This window comes from Kiloniella antarctica (genome assembly GCF_042682825.1).
GTDB classification, from domain to species: Bacteria; Pseudomonadota; Alphaproteobacteria; order Kiloniellales; family Kiloniellaceae; genus Kiloniella; species Kiloniella antarctica.
Genome location: NZ_JBHUII010000004.1, coordinates 479827 through 497797 on the forward strand (window position 1 = coordinate 479827; position 17971 = coordinate 497797).

21 protein-coding genes are annotated in these 17971 nt (G+C 45.2%); 12 read left to right on the top strand and 9 right to left on the bottom strand.

Translation table 11 applies throughout. From position 1 onward, the window contains the following. Positions 1-27 precede the first annotated feature (27 nt). From ACFSKO_RS09245 to ACFSKO_RS09255, 3 genes are all read right to left on the bottom strand, one after another. Positions 28-963, bottom strand: coding sequence for a tetratricopeptide repeat protein (locus ACFSKO_RS09245; RefSeq protein WP_380250748.1), 936 nt, complete (start codon positions 961-963; stop codon positions 28-30). Between the two features lie 324 nt (positions 964-1287). Further along, a complete protein-coding gene (locus tag ACFSKO_RS09250) occupies positions 1288-2664 on the bottom strand; it encodes an alkaline phosphatase D family protein (protein ID WP_380250750.1) in 1377 nt (458 codons plus the stop codon). 175 nt (positions 2665-2839) lie between these two features. After that, positions 2840-3355 (bottom strand): lactoylglutathione lyase family protein, encoded by a 516-nt coding sequence (locus ACFSKO_RS09255; protein WP_380250752.1) that lies wholly within the window; start codon positions 3353-3355, stop codon positions 2840-2842. A 111-nt stretch (positions 3356-3466) separates the two neighbouring features. On the opposite strand from ACFSKO_RS09255, the gene ACFSKO_RS09260 reads away from it, so the two are divergent. Then, positions 3467-4354: a LysR family transcriptional regulator gene (locus ACFSKO_RS09260; protein WP_380250754.1), complete on the top strand. Its 888-nt coding sequence runs from the start codon at positions 3467-3469 to the stop codon at positions 4352-4354. A gap of 3 nt (positions 4355-4357) precedes the next feature. Here ACFSKO_RS09260 and ACFSKO_RS09265 read toward each other — a convergent pair whose 3' ends face one another. Then, complete coding sequence (locus tag ACFSKO_RS09265; RefSeq protein ID WP_380250756.1) at positions 4358-4858, bottom strand: GNAT family N-acetyltransferase; 501 nt, start codon at positions 4856-4858, stop codon at positions 4358-4360. Positions 4859-5253: 395 nt separating this feature from the next. On the opposite strand from ACFSKO_RS09265, the gene ACFSKO_RS09270 reads away from it, so the two are divergent. After that, the gene (locus tag ACFSKO_RS09270) at positions 5254-7086 is read left to right on the top strand and encodes an ATP-binding protein (RefSeq protein ID WP_380250758.1); all 1833 of its coding nucleotides are present in this window, start codon (positions 5254-5256) and stop codon (positions 7084-7086) included. Positions 7087-7342: 256 nt separating this feature from the next. Here the strand turns inward: ACFSKO_RS09270 and ACFSKO_RS09275 are convergent, their stop codons facing one another. From ACFSKO_RS09275 to ACFSKO_RS09285, 3 genes are all read right to left on the bottom strand, one after another. Continuing rightward, entirely contained in the window at positions 7343-7852 is a 510-nt protein-coding gene (locus tag ACFSKO_RS09275) for a hypothetical protein (RefSeq protein ID WP_380250760.1), read from the bottom strand. A 160-nt stretch (positions 7853-8012) separates the two neighbouring features. Then, positions 8013-8450, bottom strand: coding sequence for a hypothetical protein (locus ACFSKO_RS09280; RefSeq protein ID WP_380250762.1), 438 nt, complete (start codon positions 8448-8450; stop codon positions 8013-8015). Continuing rightward, positions 8428-9702 (bottom strand): hypothetical protein, encoded by a 1275-nt coding sequence (locus tag ACFSKO_RS09285; RefSeq protein WP_380250764.1) that lies wholly within the window; start codon positions 9700-9702, stop codon positions 8428-8430. The genes ACFSKO_RS09280 and ACFSKO_RS09285 overlap by 23 nt, the downstream gene beginning before the upstream one ends. A 98-nt stretch (positions 9703-9800) precedes the next feature. On the opposite strand from ACFSKO_RS09285, the gene ACFSKO_RS09290 reads away from it, so the two are divergent. After that, the gene (locus ACFSKO_RS09290; protein ID WP_380250766.1) at positions 9801-10178 is read left to right on the top strand and encodes a Rap1a/Tai family immunity protein; all 378 of its coding nucleotides are present in this window, start codon (positions 9801-9803) and stop codon (positions 10176-10178) included. A gap of 24 nt (positions 10179-10202) precedes the next feature. Continuing rightward, positions 10203-10547 (top strand): Rap1a/Tai family immunity protein, encoded by a 345-nt coding sequence (locus tag ACFSKO_RS09295; RefSeq protein ID WP_380250768.1) that lies wholly within the window; start codon positions 10203-10205, stop codon positions 10545-10547. A gap of 12 nt (positions 10548-10559) precedes the next feature. Here the strand turns inward: ACFSKO_RS09295 and ACFSKO_RS09300 are convergent, their stop codons facing one another. Together ACFSKO_RS09300 and ACFSKO_RS09305 are read right to left on the bottom strand one after the other, a co-directional pair. Continuing rightward, positions 10560-11198, bottom strand: coding sequence for a hypothetical protein (locus ACFSKO_RS09300; RefSeq protein WP_380250770.1), 639 nt, complete (start codon positions 11196-11198; stop codon positions 10560-10562). Positions 11199-11493: 295 nt separating this feature from the next. After that, a complete protein-coding gene (locus ACFSKO_RS09305) occupies positions 11494-11685 on the bottom strand; it encodes a hypothetical protein (protein WP_380250772.1) in 192 nt (63 codons plus the stop codon). 780 nt (positions 11686-12465) lie between these two features. On the opposite strand from ACFSKO_RS09305, the gene ACFSKO_RS09310 reads away from it, so the two are divergent. The 8 genes from ACFSKO_RS09310 (at position 12466) to ACFSKO_RS09345 (ending at position 17958) form a co-directional block, all read left to right on the top strand. Beyond that, a complete protein-coding gene (locus ACFSKO_RS09310; RefSeq protein ID WP_380250774.1) occupies positions 12466-13299 on the top strand; it encodes an XRE family transcriptional regulator in 834 nt (277 codons plus the stop codon). Between the two features lie 183 nt (positions 13300-13482). Beyond that, positions 13483-14169, top strand: coding sequence for a tetratricopeptide repeat protein (locus tag ACFSKO_RS09315; RefSeq protein WP_380250776.1), 687 nt, complete (start codon positions 13483-13485; stop codon positions 14167-14169). A 29-nt stretch (positions 14170-14198) separates the two neighbouring features. Next, a complete protein-coding gene (locus tag ACFSKO_RS09320) occupies positions 14199-14789 on the top strand; it encodes a hypothetical protein (protein ID WP_380250778.1) in 591 nt (196 codons plus the stop codon). A 23-nt stretch (positions 14790-14812) separates the two neighbouring features. Continuing rightward, positions 14813-15346 (top strand): hypothetical protein, encoded by a 534-nt coding sequence (locus tag ACFSKO_RS09325; protein WP_380250780.1) that lies wholly within the window; start codon positions 14813-14815, stop codon positions 15344-15346. Between the two features lie 65 nt (positions 15347-15411). Further along, entirely contained in the window at positions 15412-15888 is a 477-nt protein-coding gene (locus ACFSKO_RS09330; RefSeq protein WP_380250782.1) for a hypothetical protein, read from the top strand. A gap of 239 nt (positions 15889-16127) precedes the next feature. Next, a complete protein-coding gene (locus ACFSKO_RS09335; RefSeq protein WP_380250784.1) occupies positions 16128-16955 on the top strand; it encodes a bifunctional allantoicase/(S)-ureidoglycine aminohydrolase in 828 nt (275 codons plus the stop codon). Positions 16956-17040: 85 nt separating this feature from the next. After that, a complete protein-coding gene (locus ACFSKO_RS09340; protein WP_380250786.1) occupies positions 17041-17337 on the top strand; it encodes a hypothetical protein in 297 nt (98 codons plus the stop codon). A gap of 234 nt (positions 17338-17571) precedes the next feature. After that, entirely contained in the window at positions 17572-17958 is a 387-nt protein-coding gene (locus ACFSKO_RS09345) for a hypothetical protein (protein ID WP_380250788.1), read from the top strand. Positions 17959-17971: the final 13 nt, after the last annotated feature.

Genomic DNA, 17971 nt, shown 5'->3' on the forward strand with positions numbered 1-17971 from the left:
AAAATAATTATCGACAAACGACTTAGATCAACATCCCGTGTATTCATAAGGCTTGACCAAACATTCATCGGTAAGGCTTTTACCTGCTTTAATCTCGTCCGGGGTCATGGACTGCTCTAGCTGGGTCAAGCGATCCCGGGCATCTTCCCGGCCCAGCTTGTCCGCCACACTCCACCACATATAGGCACGGGTAACATCACGGGCGGTGCCTTGCCCGGCTTCATACATGTTCGCCAGATTATATTGTGCTGTGATTTCCCCCTGCTCTGCCGCCAAGAGGTACCAGTCAAAAGCCTCTTCAAAATCAAGTGTAACCAGTTCGCCGTTATAATAATAATGACCGACGAGCGTCTGAGCAGGTGCTAAGCCTTGTTCAGCGGCACGTGAAACCAATTTAAATGCTGTCTTATCATCCTGAACCACGCCGAGCCCATTGGCATAAAGGTATCCTAACATAGCCTGGCTTTTTGCATTGTCCTGCTCTGAAGCCAGTTGAAGCCATTTAGCTGCTTCGGCCACTTTTTCCGGTTTCCCGGAAGCCAAATGTACCCGGCCAAGTGCTGTCTGGCTGAGTACGCTCCCCTGCTCTGCAGAACGAATGTACCAATTAATTGCTTGCTCGATATCTTTTGGTACACCTCTGCCTTTTTCGTAAAATACCGCCAGATTGTGTTGACTGTAAAAATCACCCTTCTCAGCAGAAAGACGATACCATTTTACAGCTTGATTATCATTTTGAACCACCCCACGCCCTTCGGCATACATTTTCGCGATATAGTACATAGCCTTCGGATTTCCTTGGTTAGCAAAAGGCTCTAACTCACTCAACGCAACACTATAGTTTTCATCATTAAAGGCCTCGACCCCTTTATCAAAATTAGGGGCAAGATATTGGGAAATCACGGTCGAGACACCCCCGGCAACCGCGAGGAGGAAAACAAACAATACGATAAAGCGTTTCATGGGTGACCTACGTATAAGAACAAGAGAAGAACAAAAAATCTAAAGACTTGAGAGAAAAGGATCTATTGATGGGTCTCGTTTGACTTAAACAGTAAAACAACCCAGAGGATGCAAGCAAGCACTGATAGCAATTAATTTAAGCTTCAACCGTAAAAGGAGAATTTCACCCTACACCTTTTACACTCCCTCCATTAAGTAAAAACCGCCCCCCCTTAACAAACAGGGATGGTTTGGAAGGGAGTAACTTCCTTCCATTATAACTTAAAAACTCATGTCAAAACGCCCCAAAGGAGCGCGGGTCAAACTGCTCAGAAAGAACGAGGATCAGCCACCATTTTTTTGATTGTGGGGTTTTTCCAAACCGCCGCTGACTTTGGGGGTGGCGGTGACATCTTCGGGGATGCGGACCAGGACCATGCCGTAGTTGCGAAGTCTGGTGTAGTCCGAGTGCTCGAACGCATAGCTGTCGGTCAGGCTCTCTTCCAGTTCCAGCATCGCCTTGAGCGCTTTAAAGCCGAGAAATCCCGGTGGTTTGTTGGTCATAGGGCTGGTGATCAACTGCTTGAATATGGTTTGGTTATTGTGCTTGATATCGGTGTGAACCCCGATGTGGACATCACCGCCCACCACCAGCAATTCCCGGCCACCCACGGCTTTCCATTTACGCAGGGCACGCAGCATTTCGACTTGTTCGGCGCGGTGGGTCCCATAGGCCCAGTGATCTTGCAGATCATCAACCAGACCAGATCCACCATTGGTAATGGCATCGCCCAGATAGACCAGCGGCACCGAGGTTACGACGACCAAACCACGTACATCGTCAAAATAGCCGCCGGGGGACAAGGCCGTTGAAATCTGGTTCCACTGTTCTGTTCCCAAATAAGGGCGTGCAGGATCAAATTCAAACGTTCGGCCTCCACGCTGATCAACAAACAGCAGGCCGATTTCTCCCCACTTGTGAAAATGGCCCTCGAATTTGTTATCCGGCCAGTCATCCGCACTTTGCCACAGCTGGCGTTGATATTCGCGAAAGACCTCTTGGGCCAGGGTACCGATGTGATGCGCCTGTGTCGCGGGGTTATTATCCCCTGCGCGGCTGCCCCAATCATCACGAATTTCATGATCATCCCAGATCATCAGGTTAGGAACATTGGCCATAACATCGCGTGTCGCCGGGAAACGCCACGTCATGCGATAAAGCCTTCGGTAGAGATCCCTGATCTGTTCTTGCTGAGCAGCACTGCCAACCAGCGCACCTTCCAAAAGGCTTTCTGCTTCTTGAAAGGCGCTATCGCCATAAATCTGATCGCCGATATGCACCAAAAGATCAATATTTCCGGGCTTAATATTCCGATCATATAGATCTCGCCAGCAATCAGTCTCTTCGCGAAAAATCGTAAAGTTACAACTCACTGCACAAATGTTCATCCGTTCAGGCGTCGTTGCCAGAGTATGAAAGCTGGAGCTCACGGGACTTTCAGCGCCTTCAAAACTAAAGGTATAACGACTATCGGGCTCCAGATCAGAAAGTTCAAAAGCGGTAAATCGGTCTTTCTTCAAAGACAAGGAAGCTTCAACGTAGTTGCCGTATCGATCTGTGGCCAGACAGGTTACATCTGCCGCCGTATCAATTTCAATAGCAACCCGTGCCGTCGTATCGGTCACCAAGCCAATAACCGGCCCAACTGTTATCCGTACCATGATGCTCTCCTGATTCGTATTCTTTGGGCCAATTATTGGCCTTTATCTTTTACAGAAAACTATAACAGAGAACACATCGCTCACAACTAATAAGAACAATTTAAAAGTCGGGCACCACCAAAAAATGAACATAAAAACTTCAACAAAGAACCAAGCAGGTTAAAGAGACAAACGCTTAATTATAAGCGCCGGAGCCATAATGTAGTTCATAGCTGTGGCTATAGATTTCCAAGATATTGCCAAAAGGATCCTCCATGTAAATCATACGATATGGTTTTTCACCGGGGTAATAGAACCGTGGTTTTTCCATCCGTTTTTTGCCACCAGCAGCGACGATTTTTTCAGCCAGCCCTTCCACATCCGGATCTTGTACACAGAAATGAAAAATGCCCGTTTTCCAGTATTCAAAATTATTTTCAGGATTTTCCTGATTTTTGAATTCGAAAAGCTCTATCCCGATTTTATCTCCAGACGAAAGATGAGCTATGCGAAAATGCCCCCACCCCGGCCCAAAGACATCCGTACACATCTGGCCAATCGCTGTATCCTCTTCTTCGACTTCGGTTGGTTGCATAATCAGATACCAGCCAAGAACTTCTGTGTAGAATTTCACCGCAGCTTCCAGATCAGGAACAGAAATTCCAATATGGGAAAAGGTACGGGGATAAGGCAATTGAGAGGTGCTGTTCATTTCCATTCTCCAAAATAAAACTACAGATAACTTCACTTTCTTCCTACAACTTGCGCGTTTTCATAAATTATGTGAAATTATCATTTGTGATAATTTTAATAATAAAATTTTATGATAAATCCATTTCTCATCCAAACCTTCCTGACGCTTTGTGAAACAAGACACTTCACCCGTACGGCTGAAAAACTACACATGACCCAGCCCGGCGTTTCACAGCACTTAAAGAAACTGGAAGCAGAAATGGGGGTTGCTCTTTTTTACCGACATGGAAAAAGAATAGAACTGACCCCCGCGGGAGAAATCTTTAAAAGCTTCTCCCTCAAACAACACAAGCAAGAGGCAACTCTGCGTGAAAACCTCGGGAAAGATTCCCTTCACCACGGAGAATGTAAAATTGCCTGTTCCGGCTCTATGGCCATGCAACTTTATCCGCCGCTATTGATACTTCAAAAAAAGCATCCCGGTTTAGGCATAAGCATCGAAGCGGCCCCCAATAATACGATCATCAACTTGATAAAAACCAACACCTTTGACCTTGGGTTGATTACCAATGTGATTGAAGATCCGGAAATCACCATCCATAAATTGGGGCACGAGGAACTCTGCCTGATTGTGCCGCACGATCGTGGACACAGTTGGGCTAAACTTTTGGCCTTGGGGTATGTCAACCACCCCAACGGCACCCATTATGCCAACCAGGTATTAGAGAAAAACTATCCAAACAATTTCAAAAATATACAGGAAATTCGGCAAACAAGTTATATCAACCAAATTAACCAGATCCTCTTGCCTGTTAGCCTAGGCCTTGGGTTTACTGTATTACCTGAATCTACGGTCAACTTGTTTCCCAACCAAAACGCTATCCGCAAAGCACCCCTTGCAAAGCCAACACGCGAAACCGTTTATGTGATCACGAAAAAACACAAACCTCTCCCCAACAGATATCAGCTGGTAAGAGAGTTATTGGAAAGAAATTTTCACAAGACCAGTATTGAATAATCATCAGACAAGATTGCTATAACTATCTTTGTGCGAAGCTTTGGTTAGGCGAAACCTCATAAAGAGCGCACCATCGACATTCAATTCACCATCTTCGACAAAGCCCATACGCTTTATAGCTTTTGAATTCGTCCGGCTTGGTGGAAATAAAACAGTGATCGAATTTAACTTCATTTCGTTAAAAGCACGGGCGATGACTTTTTCGAAAATCTTTCGGCCCCAACCCCAGAATTTAGGATGAAGAACCAGCGCAAAATCAGCGTCACCATGTTCGGGTTGTAATCCACCCCATCCCGCAAATTCACCTTTTATTAGAAAAGCCCAGGGGCCATAGCCATGCTCGTCCCAAATTTTCTTTTTTGCTTTTAAAAAATTTTGACAATTTTCAGATGAAAACCCACCCGAAAGTAACGGCATCTGCTTACCAACCATCTCGTTGTTCATAAGGTCAATAAGTTCCTGCTCATGAACCTCATAAAGATGAACAAATACAATCTCGTCCATTAAATATGCCTTTTTTAAAATAACACTTGAATAAAATATAGCCGACCCTATTCCGGCGTGGAGCAGCTCTCTAATAACTTTATTGTGATGGAAAAGATCAATCGGCCTTGTGCCGACTTTAGTTGCTTTAAATGACTGATAATATTCATCAACTCAAATAACGCAAAAAAAACACCAATATGATCGCGAAAAACCATTATAAAGTGTGCCTTGGCAACAGCCCGTCAGATAATTTTAAAGTCTCCAAAAAAAACAAGGAATTATTATGTAAGGACCATAATTAAATAATCTTTCTATATTAAAGAAAATTTTACCATCCATGGCGTTATATATTACACGGTCCAAGATGTTATATTATGAATTGTTATTTATTTTTATTGCAGAGTAGATTACGTATGCCTTCATCCAAGCTGTTTGGCTTAGCATTTATTTCAAAAATGATGCTAACAACGATAGCTACTATATTCGTTGTTTTAGTTGTAATTGTTAATGCTCTTAATTTGAAATCCAACATTTCAGAGGCTGAAATAAGTTGGCAAAATTATAGCGATAAAGCGATCGTACAACTAGATAGCCTTAGTTCACTCAGAAATCATTTTGGGTATGGTGGCTTTATCCACTCTTTCAAAAATTACGTACTCAGACGTGATATTAAATATGCCCAAAAGGCATCAGAATCAATTGAGCTTGTATCTCAGGAGCTAGACAAACTTAACTCTCATGGAACAGGCTACAGCAATTTTAATCTAGATATCGTTGTCATCAGAAATGTGCTTGATGCATACAAAGCTAATCTAACTTTGATGCTTGAACAGCCAAAATCAATATCAAGTATTGAATTAGACAACCTGGTCCGTATCGATGATAGCCATGCGCTAAAGGCGATGGAAACACTGAACACAAGTATTAGGCGAAATTTTGTTATCAAAAAAGAAGCCAGCAGACTGCAAATACGAAAAATTAAAGACGATGCAAATTTAGCTTTGTTATCAGCACTGATTATTATTTTTACCGCAACAGTCCTGTTGTGGATGATTTGGCGCGGTGAGCACTCTGCCCGTTTAATACAGATTGAAAGAGAAAAAGCAGAGAAATCGACAGAAGCTAAAACTGCGGTTTTGGCAACAATGAGCCACGAAATCCGTACGCCATTAACAGCCCTTTTGGGTGTGGCTGACCTTTTAAAAGTTACAAAAACAGATGAAACACAAAAAAAGTATATCGATATAATTCTGAGTTCTGGTCACCACTTGAGTTCCATCTTGAACGACATCCTGGATATATCAAAATTAACTGCCAACAAAGTTGAGTTAATACCAACATCTTTCAAGGTTGATGTCCTCGCAGAAATGATTGCTTCAATGTATTCCCCGGCTGCTCAAAGCAGTAATCTGGAATTAAAGGTTCAAGTGGATGAAGCCATTAAAGGAGTTTTATTATTAGGTGATTTACATAAGATTCGACAAATTCTGTTTAACCTCGTTGGCAATGCCATAAAGTTCACAGACGAAGGCTCAGTCACACTTATCATAAATCAAAAAAATCAAACTTCGGATCAGCTTACCTTGTTAATTTCTGTAATTGACACAGGCATAGGAATTCATGAGGACCAACTAGAACACGTTTTCGATGAATTCAGCCAAGTGGAAGATTACAAAGAAAAATCACAGCAAGGTACCGGATTGGGCCTCGCTATATGTAAAAAGCTTATCAATCTAATGGACGGGCGCATTTACGCCACGAGTGAAATTGGTGTTGGGACCACATTTAATTGCGAAATTTCAATTAAGAAAGATTTGACGAAAAACTTATCAAATGTGCCCGGAAACACGGATTTCCTCAGATCATTTGAACCTACTGCTAAACCTCTTACCGTTCAAAAAGTGCTTATCGTCGATGACAATAAAATCAATCGGATGATCGTTTCCGCACATTTAAAAAAATGGTCAATTGATTTTGATACTGCTGAAGACGGAGAGCAGGCATTGGAAAAGATTACCAACAACAAGTACGATATCGTTTTATTGGACATTCACATGCCAACTAAAACCGGACTTGAAGTTATTGCCGAAATACCAAGTCATATAAAAAGCGAATTAAGAGTTTACGCATTTACCGCAGATCTGATGATTGAGAGCATAGAGAAATATAAGAGAATTGGGTTTGATGGAACGATTTCGAAACCATTCAATATTGAAGATCTAAAATCAATTGTCGGGATTCAATAATCAAAAAACGATTTATCTTCTTTAGAGTTTCAAGACCGACACTAAAAAGAGCATGTTTTTACGAACATTTGCTTTGTAAAAATCTCTCCGGATCGAAGAACAACCCCAAAAAATCCCACTACCAACCTTCTGTTTTTGTAAGTCTTTACCAAGGGACAGTACGGAAGGGGCCATCTCCCTTCCGCTTTTGTTTCCCCTTTAAAGTCACGTGTATTCTCTCAACTCTATCCTCATAACTACATTTTAGAACACTCACTTAATCAATAAGTTCACGCCTTTCCCGACGCTCTTTATCACGCCAATTATCGAGTTGATCGAGGCATTCAGTGAGCGGGACAGTTTGTACTCTCGGCATTTGCTGATCCTTACAGAGAAATCGTAAACTTTGGGTCACGGTGGCGGGCAGCGCACGCAGATAACGGTGATAAAGCGCGCGTAATTCAGCTTCCGCATCGCTCATTTCCGCGCCATAACCTTTGGCCCCACCAGAAAAAGGTTCATAACGGGCCACGCCTTCGGAATGATAAAGAAACTCATAGAGTTCCATCAGCCAGAAACCGTTATCTCTACGACGTTCGGCAAGGCGCTTACGGCTGTCTTTGGGGCCAAACACGCGACGTTCATAAAGAGTCTCAACCAAGCTCGGCGTGTCAACACGTAAAACCTTTGTGCTTTCGCCAGAAGTCTGCGCGCGCAAAGCCCCTTCAATAATTTGATCATCTTTGTTGAGGCGTTCAGGGGTTAAGATATCCAGTTTTTTTGCCATGTATTAAGTGTCCTTTTATTTCGTTCAAACGTACTTATTTTCGTTCAAGCGCCACTGAGACTTTTCCTCGCCTAAGCTCGGGCGTCCCGAAAATTTCTGGGACGCACCTGCCAAAACTAGAAATGGGTTTTGGGTGAGGGTTATACCTTGGACTTCCGAATTAGACCGTGTTTGGTACGGGCATCAAATCACCAAGACGTTTAAGATCTTGCCCCGTGGATACTGCTCCATTGGGGCATCCCCTTAATCTATCCGGCTTGACCCGTTTGTTTGCCCCCTCGACCGCACGTAACACGCCGCGCCTTGTGACTTCTAGGGGCGAAAGCATGCGCTCCAACTGCCCCCATTCCGGCCACCACTTTTGCCGCCCGACATCCTTGAGCGCTTGCAGAACACAGTCAGCAGGAAACTTTGCCAGCTCGTCGGCATAGACTTCCAACTGCAATTCCAAAGTTGCCACGTCCATATTGCGACTGTTGGTTTTGACCTTAAGCTTGAGCAACTCGCGCACGATTTCAGTACGTGGCAAGGGAGCAAGGGAAAGTTTGAGAATACGGATCATTTCGGTCTGCTTTTCAGCTGCCATTTTTTTGGGCAAAATCACCTCCTCCAGCCGGGCGTAACTGCCCCCGTTCTTGGGAAAGATCGTCTTGTGCCTGAGCCCGACCGAGCACCCGAGCACCGATTTCAGCGAGGTCAAGACCGCCCGGTCGTTGTCCGCCGGACTGCTGCCCATGCGCACGACTTCGGCCAAACGCGCCCCTGCTCTTTGCAAGGTTGCCAGATCCGTTTTCGTATCCGCGCAAGACCCAGTTCTGCCAGGTACGATGCCAGTCGAGCTTGCAAGCTTTTCGTCCTGCAAGACTGGTCCAGTAATTGCGAAACTTGAGTGCTTCGGTGGCAAGTAACTCATCTTTTAGGCCCCTCTTTCTGGCAAAGGTAATGTCATCGTTTGTCGGTTCCCAGTTCTCGCTCAAACGGACGCCCCGTTTATTGATATCTGATTGATCATGCGTTGTTTTTGGCATTGTTTTTGGTGTTGTTTTTTGAGTTACTGGATCAAAAGATAAATCCTCAAATCTTTGACTGCCCTCTCCCAAATTCTCGTCCACAACCAAACTCTCACCCATCTCACCCATCTCACGAAGCAACTGTGTGAATTCTCCTCCCTCAGGATCGACCAAAAAATCGTCATGTGATGGCTCACCTTTAGCGTTATCCGCAGATGAGCCGACAGTCTCATATTCAGGATTTTTGTTAACTCCCTTGGGAGTTATTTTATGAGTCTGGACTCTGGTCTCTGGCTTCTGGGTATTAAGTCTCGACTTATCCGGTTCCTTATGGGGCACCTTATCCAAATCGGAATTTTCCCTTTTCCTTGAAACTCTTGACGACGCCCCCTCACCGTTCCCTTTCCTTTGGCCTTGTCCCCTTACAGGTCCCCGATCCTGTCCTTGTCCTGCTCCTGCTCCTAGCCTTTGTCCCTGCACTACGGCTTTTGCCAAAGCAGGGTTACCGCCCTTACGCCCATTGTTGCGCGCAGTGCTGGCCTTTTTAAGATCGCGTAACATGCGCCGGGAATAGAGCCTACCTTTACGATCCCTGCTGAACACACCCGCCTCTTCAAGTTCGCCGAGCAATCCGGTGATCTCTTGGGTCGTTGTGCCAGACAGGGCCGCCAGTGCAGGTATAGATACCGGGCTGCCATTGATCTCTAAATATCCCCCGGCCTCGTGCATGATACAAATCATCTCGAGCCACAAACCCCGCGCACAAAGCGAACACAACTTCAACCCGACATCCGCTCGCCAGTCGGTCGGAAAAAACTTAAACCAAGGAAGTTTACTCATGCTGCCACCTTTTGCTTAAGGCATGAGTTGAGTACAAGCTTGACGACACATCCGTTTTTCTTCACCTTCTGAGCACACGTTATCGGGGGATAAATCACATGAAATTCTTGGTTATTTTTTTTATCATTGCACTCTTGTGGCCGGAACCTCTTCAGGCTTTCCCAACTCAAGGTAAATTTCTTTTCGAAGTGTGTCGCAGTGGCAAAGAAACCGCCGATCACGTTAATAAAAACGGTGGAATTTTGTCTTCGCCTGAAAATATTCACGGAACGAAACAAGGCGTATATTGTATGGCGTACATACAGGCCGCTGAAGATGATCTCAGCGAGATGGGAGAAATCTGCCTTTCCAAATACCCTACGAGAACATCCTATGAAGCGATCCTCGATTATTTTCAAACCCATCCTGAATTGGCAAAAAAGAACGCACGAATAGCCGTTAGCGCTGCCCTTAAAGAAACCCATCCCTGTCGCTGATTTACTAAAAGGTCGCAACTCAATATGAACTCTTTTACTTTTCTGATCCTCGCAACAGGCACTGCCCTCGGGTTGGAAGTACCGATTGAAAACGAATACCCGCGTCCGAACACTGGGAAATCTCTGTATAAACAATGTTCTCCTGTTCTCGGAACTCCCAAAAAAAATGTTGGAGGTCTTTATTGCAGCGGCTATATCATGGGCATTCACGATGGGCTTAAAGAACGTGTAGATTTTTGTACCTACGGTGATCCCCCTCAATATTTTGTTGAGCAAGTCATGGAATATCTCAACGACCATCCAACGGAATGGTCGCAAAGCGCGCCGACGCTTATTCGCAAAGCCTTGATTGAAGCAAATGACTGCTAGCTTTTTTTCCATTCAATAAAGTCCCGTGGTGAGGTCAGACAGGCCGGAACCGTCTGTGTCGCCTTCGGGGGTATAGGGGTTGTCGGGGTCTAGCCAGGCGGGGGTTGTTTTACATTCGAGACAGATGCGCATGCCCGCCCATTCGCTCAGGAATTCTTCACGGCAGCTGAGGCATTTGCGCTTTTTGGCATTCGCATTGCTATCGGGGCGCGAATGCTGGCTGGTTTTTCGGGCATAGCGTTGAACTAGTTCTACAGAAGCAGGATCAACCTTGAGGATCACATACCGGTCGCAATGGGGACCAAGGCATTGGATCACGCCCTTGGCCACCAGTTCTTGAATGTGCTTTGGAAAGGAATTAGTGTCGGCCATACCGCTGATCACCCGCAGTTTTTTATAGGTCATTTCCTGTCCTCGGGCTTCGGATAAGGCTTTAAAGACCGAAAAAGGTGCCGGGGTAAGCTGAGTTTTTTGCTTAGTTGTTTGTTGGTCTTTTGAGATTGAGGCATTTGTTGCCACATCCGGTTTCACATTTGTTTCCGTGTTTCTTTCTCTATTTCCTTCTCTATTTGCTTCTGCCCCCCCCACCTCAATAGCGGAAAAGCCAACGGATGGATCGGGCTGAAGATCTTCTGCGTGCTGATATTTCATAGTTTTTTCTTTCTTTTTTTATTTGGCTTTTTTATTTGGCTTTTTTATTTAGACGTTTCCAAAACGGGACCGACACAAACCGCTGACCTCGTCAAAACGAAGACGCAGATGGTCATTGCTTAAAGGCCCCCTAAAAGGCTTAAGCGCCGAAGTAGCATGCGAGTAAAAATATGGATTATTGCGCTATTAGATAAAAATGAGCGGCCTTTGTGCGCCTCTCGCGAAAACGGGCGTTTCTTCCCGCCGTATATTAAAAGAGCGTCAGCCCCTTACTTCCTCAAAAATCAGATACTGGTTAATTTTTAGACTGCTGTAATGCTTGTATTGAAAACTTCTGTTTCTGATTATCATGATTTCTGAATTTTAATTTTTCAGTCCGAATGCGCGGCGGTAAAATATCCGGCAAGCGGTGGAGGTTTTGATGAAGCCTTTCAGCATTTTTGACTTGCTGACGATAGAAGTCCTGCCAGTCATTCCGTTCTTTCATTTCGCCTCCATAAAACACTGAGCCTTTAAAACCCAAATTACTTAGTACTGGGTCCCGCATTACGGAACCTGCAATCTCTTCGCGAATTGACTTTCCTTATCAATAATTTTGTTCATGATTTGTTCGAAATAACTAAATTGTATCCTATATGGATACTTCTCTTAACATCCCCTCTTACTTTTCGGTATTTTTCTATTTGGTTCAATTCATAATGAATTGGTTACAAATACAAAATTTTCAATTATAGAGAGTAACAAGTTTAATATCAGTTCCGACCAAGGCAAGATCATGCACATAAATAGGTAACATCATGTTTTAATAAGACCTTACAGTGAATTTAGTTCTGGTTTCGTACAATTCAGAATGGCGGTTTAACCTATATTATCAAAAAATGTTTTAAAACAACGATAGGTGTGAATCCCCCTGTACACTCCTGTCGATATGCATATTTTCCTGTTCAACGCCCCCTTAGATGATTTCTTGATAGCTTCTCTTTTAACCTCACATGCCCCTCTTCTTTCAACACCTTCACCTTAAAACCTTCTGATTGGTAAAATATCCTTATTTTCCTTAACTTTTTCTTGATTCTCTCTTGACTTCGCAACAAATATGTATCCATAGTGGAAACCAAGTCAAGAAAAAAGTATCCACTATGTAAACTTTTTGCGTTTATCGCAGTATCCACTACGGAAACACTCGGCTTGTAAAAACAGACGCGACAAAAACCGAAACCCGTTACAGAAAACGAAGTATGTCAGGCCAGTTGCAAGAGGCAGAAAAATGGAAAACAGAATTAGAGAAATCCGTTCTAAAAAAGGCATGACGCTTCAGCAGGTGGCCGAAAAGGCTGGCACAACAAAAGCCCAGGTCATGAAATTGGAAAAGGGGGATCGCCGTCTAACCGATGTGTGGATGGTCCGACTTTCCCTCGCCATGACATGCGATCCCAAGGAGCTTATGAACACCAGCCGCGACAGTCGGCACCTTCCAGAAGACGAACAGACCTTCAACGAAGACACCACCGATGAAAACACCACCGATGACTATGAAACAGACATGGCAGGCTCTTCTTCCTCAAACGAGGCAGCCCGTAAATCTACAAGTATGTCCAGAAAAGACCAAAAAACCGAAAATCAACCACAACTGGCTCCTGCCCCCGGTTGTGATCCCGTCGCAGAGATTGCGGTGCGCGGTGGCATGGGCGGTGGTGGTGAAGCCGGGGTTGCCTATAGTCATGACGGTCACGGCGGCACAGCAATTGCCGATGACGTCAAAGGCAACTGGTTTATGCCCAGCGACTATCTGCGCTCTGAGCTTAGCGTCAGTCCGGCCGCCGCCCGCATTATTGAGGTTCAAGGGGATTCCATGACTCCCACCCTGCATTCCGGCGACCGCGTCATGATCGACACCAACGACCAGCGCCCCAGCCCGCCGGGGATTTTTGCTTTGTGGGACGGCATCGGCGTTGTGGTCAAACGCCTCGAACACGTCCCCAATTCAGAACCCGCCCTGCTGCGCATCAGTTCCGACAACCCCAACCACGCCGAATACCAACGCACCTTCGACGAAGTCAACATCATCGGCCGCATCATCTGGTATGGCCGGCGGGTGTAGAGGCGGGTTTAGGTGTTGGGATTAAGTGTGGAGGTCAGGTGTAAATCATTGGTCCAGAACTCAACAGAACTTAATTTCCGCTAGACCACTGCCTTTGCGTTAATTAACATCCCCAAACACCACGACATCAAACTAAGGTTAAAGGCTTTGAAAAAAGGGGCGCTTTAAAGAAAGTGCAAACAAATGAAATCAACGCTTTTAATTATCTTCACTATAGGATTTGTTCTTTGCTTTCCTGATTCCAGCAGATCTTCATCTCAAGAAGTCACAAATGGATTAAGTGCTTATTCCCGCGACGAATACTCCACAGCCTTTGATTTATTCACAAAATCCGCTGAAGTAAACGACCCTGAAGGCTTGTACTATCTAGGCAGATTACACATTCGGGGGGAAGGTACTAAAAAAAATGATTACAAAGCCTATAAACTTATCAAAAAATCCGCCGAGCTGCACTTTGTGGATGCTGAATATTTACTCGGAATAATGTACCTTACAGGTACTGGAATAGGCACTGATAGAAAGACAGCCTTGCATTGGTTTGAAAGAGCTGGCGAACAAGGCCATACAAAAGCTCAATATCGTGCAGCAGAGATTTCTATTTCTAAGTGGCCACCTGACAAGTCGCTTAATTTATACGAAAAAGCAGCCCGAAGTGGCCATGTCGAAGCTCAATTCAAATTAGGTGGAAACCTACTGCTGTTAGCAAAAAATCAAGACGACAGAATTAAGACGTACTACTGGCTAAAGATCGCTGCAAACAATGGGCACAAGAAAGCGGCATCGTTGCTGAAAACATCAGTAACATATCTCTCCGCGGAAGAACTCATTGAGGCAGAGAAATTAGTTAAGAATTGGGAAGACGCACAATAAACCGTGCTGGAAATTTATATGAAGGTCCTGTGCGGGCTTTTCAAGCCCCGAAGTTTAATACAAATCAAAGGTTAAGCACCGATTACAACGACAAATTATCTTTTGACGCCCCGCTAAAATCTTCCCATACTCAGATCATGAAAACGACCATCACGAGAAAACAGCGCATGATTATCGCGCTCTACACGGCTTGTTTTGCCTCTCTGGCAACGCTGGCATCACTGGTCTACGACATACTGCCCTTTAGTCTGATATCGTCCCTCATCTTTGGTTATGTAATTTTGCCGGGTTTCATATCTACGCAACAATTTACACCGAAACAGGCACTGAGCGGTGGCGTAATAACAACGCTTGCCATCACTCTTCTGACTGGTATCAGTTTTGGTATCTTACTTTTTACCAACTCGGTTCTCTATGAGGGCATCGTCCCGGAAACCGGACTGGAAATTACCTGGCTCATATCGACTTATAGCCATGCGCTTTTAAATCATATTCAGGGGTCTTTAATGGCCTTTATCCCCTTAAGCATCATCGGTGGCCCTGCCGCGATCTTGTTGGCGTATCTCCTGCATCGCCACCACCAGAAATACCCACCCATCGACAAAGCCGCTTTTGAGTAGAATATCCGTATATGACTTAGACCATGCCCCAATCAGCAACTCTTAAACACCGTTTGATCCTCGGTCTTTTCAGTGCAGTTCTTGGGCTGACGGGAATGGTTCTGTTTTCCCACCTTTATTATTTTATTGTGCTTTATGGCGACGGTCATCACGACAGATACTTCGTCGTCCTCAATCCTGAGAGTCTTATTATTCCCTTAATCGGTTATTTCTTTGCCGGAATTTTAATCCTGCCACGCTTTTTTCATTCGCGTATTTACAAACCCGGACGCGTGATGATCGCAGTGATACTGTTTTTTGCCTTTTTCCTACTGGCATTTAACTCCTTTATCTTTCAGCCAGATCCTCTGCCGTATGAAGTATTGGGATATGGTCTCGCGGACCCTCTTTCGGAACTGGGTCTTGGTTTTCTTGCCCCGATCCTCCCTGAAGCGAGCAGCCCTTATTTTGGCTTTACCCTCTTTATACTCTTCACAGCCGTCAGCGCGCCAGTATACGGTTTACTGAGTTGGGCTTTACACAAATGGATTTTCAATCAGAAGAGATCTGATATATAAACCAAATGGTTAATCTTTAAAAATCCAACCTTTGTTTCTGCGTTAACGGGACACTGACACCTTTAATGAACCCAAAATTCACCAAAATAGAACGACTTGTTTCAGGTACTTATTGCGCCTTGATTGCCACCCTTGGCCTGTCCATCATGCTGCAAGAAACAGATCTTTTATTAAGTGTTTTTGGAGGTGGATTTTTAAGTGGCTATTTTGTTACCCCCGCTATTCTCCAACCCAATAATTTTCTGGTTCTCCGGAGCATCGCAGCAGGGTGCCTCTCTACTTTAGCGGCATCCTTCTTTACGGTTATTTTTATCTTCATAATGTTCGCATTCAAGATTGACGCTACCAACTTCTCACTGGAAATTCGCCACCTCGAAAATACAGGAGAGGCATTAGAAAACTTCATAGCAATAGCCCTGTTCGGGGTCCTCTTCGCCTTGCCCTACAGTATCATTGGTGCCATCGCGACTGTGGTATTTTCTTATAAACTCTCAAAACACAGAAATCGCCACCCGGAACTGGCACCTGATATTTTCGATTAGAGACTATCTTCTGGAAAGTTAATTAGTCCGGAAACTTTTGTTGCAGCGAACCGCCCCCTCCACAGCAAAAAGATTTGATTGTTTCCTGACCTTCACAAGTCCTTTTAGCCCCCAAATGCCGTTTTTAAACCCTCATAGCGCTTTAGGGCTTGCCACTCGTGCGATAGAATAGTGATATGAAACTTCGGCCATTTTCGTAAAAGCCATCCCATTTTCTCTCCGTTACCGAGGTCCAAAACATGTCGCATTCTTCTTATTACTCTCCCCAGGGCGGGCTGGCTCCACAGACCCAGATACTCACCGACCGCGCCATGTTTACAGAGGCCTATGCCGTGATCCCCAAGGGGACCATGAGCGATATTGTCACCAGTTACCTGCCCCATTGGGACAAGACTCGTTTGTGGGTACTTTCGCGCCCGCTGTCGGGCTTTGCCGAGACTTTTTGCCAGTACATCATGGAAGTTCAACCCGGCGGCGGCAGCACAAAGCCAGAACCGAATGCAAACGCACAAGGCGTGATCTTTGTTGTTGAGGGCGGTTTGAGCCTGACGATTGAAGGCAACGTCCACGAACTGGTCGAGGGCGGTTACGCCTATCTGCCCGCGGGCTGTAACTGGACGCTCGCCAACAACACAGGCGCACTTGTGAAGTTCCATTGGGTACGTAAGGCCTATGAAGCCGTTGAGGGACTGGACAAACCCGACGCCTTTGTCACCAATGAAAAAGACGTTGCGCCCACCGCCATGCCTGATACCGATGAAAAGTGGGCCACCACACGCTTTGTCGAACCTGATGATCTGCGCCACGACATGCACGTCAACATCGTCACCTTCCAGCCCGGCGGCGTGATCCCCTTTGCCGAAACCCATGTCATGGAACACGGGCTTTATGTCCTAGAAGGCAAGGCGGTTTACCGCCTCAATCAGGATTGGGTCGAAGTCGAAGCCGGAGATTACATGTGGCTGCGCGCCTTCTGCCCGCAAGCCTGCTACGCCGGTGGTCCCGGCCCGTTCCGTTACCTGCTTTACAAAGATGTAAATCGCCATATGAAGCTGGGTGGCCTTTAAAAAGGGCCAATTGAGGATATGGAGAAAATCGTAGATAATTACACAGGGTCATTTAGAGAAAACATAGGCTCATGAGACGAAAGCGATGATACAGCACTCAGAAACCTTGGGGAATTCCAAAGGATTTATCGTCACGTCGGTTGATCAGCTTTATCGCTCCGAAGCCTTTCAAAGAGGATATGAAGATTACCGCCGTGGGCTGCCTTTTTGCTATCCAAAAAAATGCAAAGGTCCCAATCCCGGTCAAAAAAGCGCGGAGCAAGCCTACGAAACAGGCAGGCAGTTTGCGGCCTGGCTTGGACCAAATTTTTACCGCTCAAATTTAATCTGCCTAAGATCCGAATTTTCAGAAGCCGTCCGCTCTAAAAGCATCATTTTATAAGCTTCCGGCTTTAGGCTTACTAAAATTCTTGGCATTGCCATTTTGGTTTCGTTAGGTGGCTCGCGCACAAAGCGATCCACCTACACCAGCACAATTTCTTTCAAGATGATTTCATCGTTTTTGAATACCAAGCGCATCTAATTCGGCCCGTTTATCCTCGACACCGAGATACTTTGCCTGCCCAATAATCATAACCGTAAAATAACGACCTTCCCCCAGTATTTGGAGTGACGAATGGCTGTTATTTTTTCTGTAGTATCATCTTTTTCTTGTTCAGAAAAGTTAGAGACAACCTTTGAGTATCACTGTGGTGATCGGGTTGTTGCTGAATTTGATGCCCGGGTGGAGATTGGGATCGAGGATGGTGTATTACTCTTGGGCGAAGTCGAGTTCTATGGATATGATGCAAATCATGAAGGTGCTTACACGGCTTGTCATGACAACGTCATCGCCGACAAAGTGCGCTCCTTCATCTTGAATAGCAGCACGCAAACGGAGCGCGCTTTTGAGGTCTTATCTCTCAGCACGCCTGCCACACGTAACAATTCATATCCGTTTTGCGAGACGCAGTCTTTTGGGACATTTATCCATGCCTATAAAGAATGCCACTCTGTTTCATAACTCTGTGTCAGAA

What these genes read in the sequence shown, in the direction of transcription:
- ACFSKO_RS09265 (WP_380250756.1), bottom strand. Translation starts at nt 4,858, where the DNA reads ATGGACGAGATTGTATTTGTTCATCTTTATGAGGTTCATGAGCAGGAA.
- ACFSKO_RS09270 (WP_380250758.1), top strand. Translation starts at nt 5,254, where the DNA reads ATGCCTTCATCCAAGCTGTTTGGCTTAGCATTTATTTCAAAAATGATG.
- ACFSKO_RS09260 (WP_380250754.1), top strand. Translation starts at nt 3,467, where the DNA reads ATGATAAATCCATTTCTCATCCAAACCTTCCTGACGCTTTGTGAAACA.
- ACFSKO_RS09250 (WP_380250750.1), bottom strand. Translation starts at nt 2,664, where the DNA reads ATGGTACGGATAACAGTTGGGCCGGTTATTGGCTTGGTGACCGATACG.
- ACFSKO_RS09275 (WP_380250760.1), bottom strand. Translation starts at nt 7,852, where the DNA reads ATGGCAAAAAAACTGGATATCTTAACCCCTGAACGCCTCAACAAAGAT.
- ACFSKO_RS09305 (WP_380250772.1), bottom strand. Translation starts at nt 11,685, where the DNA reads ATGAAAGAACGGAATGACTGGCAGGACTTCTATCGTCAGCAAGTCAAA.
- ACFSKO_RS09290 (WP_380250766.1), top strand. Translation starts at nt 9,801, where the DNA reads ATGAAATTCTTGGTTATTTTTTTTATCATTGCACTCTTGTGGCCGGAA.
- ACFSKO_RS09300 (WP_380250770.1), bottom strand. Translation starts at nt 11,198, where the DNA reads ATGAAATATCAGCACGCAGAAGATCTTCAGCCCGATCCATCCGTTGGC.
- ACFSKO_RS09340 (WP_380250786.1), top strand. Translation starts at nt 17,041, where the DNA reads ATGATACAGCACTCAGAAACCTTGGGGAATTCCAAAGGATTTATCGTC.
- ACFSKO_RS09345 (WP_380250788.1), top strand. Translation starts at nt 17,572, where the DNA reads ATGGCTGTTATTTTTTCTGTAGTATCATCTTTTTCTTGTTCAGAAAAG.
- ACFSKO_RS09325 (WP_380250780.1), top strand. Translation starts at nt 14,813, where the DNA reads ATGCCCCAATCAGCAACTCTTAAACACCGTTTGATCCTCGGTCTTTTC.
- ACFSKO_RS09315 (WP_380250776.1), top strand. Translation starts at nt 13,483, where the DNA reads ATGAAATCAACGCTTTTAATTATCTTCACTATAGGATTTGTTCTTTGC.
- ACFSKO_RS09335 (WP_380250784.1), top strand. Translation starts at nt 16,128, where the DNA reads ATGTCGCATTCTTCTTATTACTCTCCCCAGGGCGGGCTGGCTCCACAG.
- ACFSKO_RS09285 (WP_380250764.1), bottom strand. Translation starts at nt 9,702, where the DNA reads ATGAGTAAACTTCCTTGGTTTAAGTTTTTTCCGACCGACTGGCGAGCG.
- ACFSKO_RS09295 (WP_380250768.1), top strand. Translation starts at nt 10,203, where the DNA reads ATGAACTCTTTTACTTTTCTGATCCTCGCAACAGGCACTGCCCTCGGG.
- ACFSKO_RS09245 (WP_380250748.1), bottom strand. Translation starts at nt 963, where the DNA reads ATGAAACGCTTTATCGTATTGTTTGTTTTCCTCCTCGCGGTTGCCGGG.
- ACFSKO_RS09255 (WP_380250752.1), bottom strand. Translation starts at nt 3,355, where the DNA reads ATGAACAGCACCTCTCAATTGCCTTATCCCCGTACCTTTTCCCATATT.
- ACFSKO_RS09310 (WP_380250774.1), top strand. Translation starts at nt 12,466, where the DNA reads ATGGAAAACAGAATTAGAGAAATCCGTTCTAAAAAAGGCATGACGCTT.
- ACFSKO_RS09330 (WP_380250782.1), top strand. Translation starts at nt 15,412, where the DNA reads ATGAACCCAAAATTCACCAAAATAGAACGACTTGTTTCAGGTACTTAT.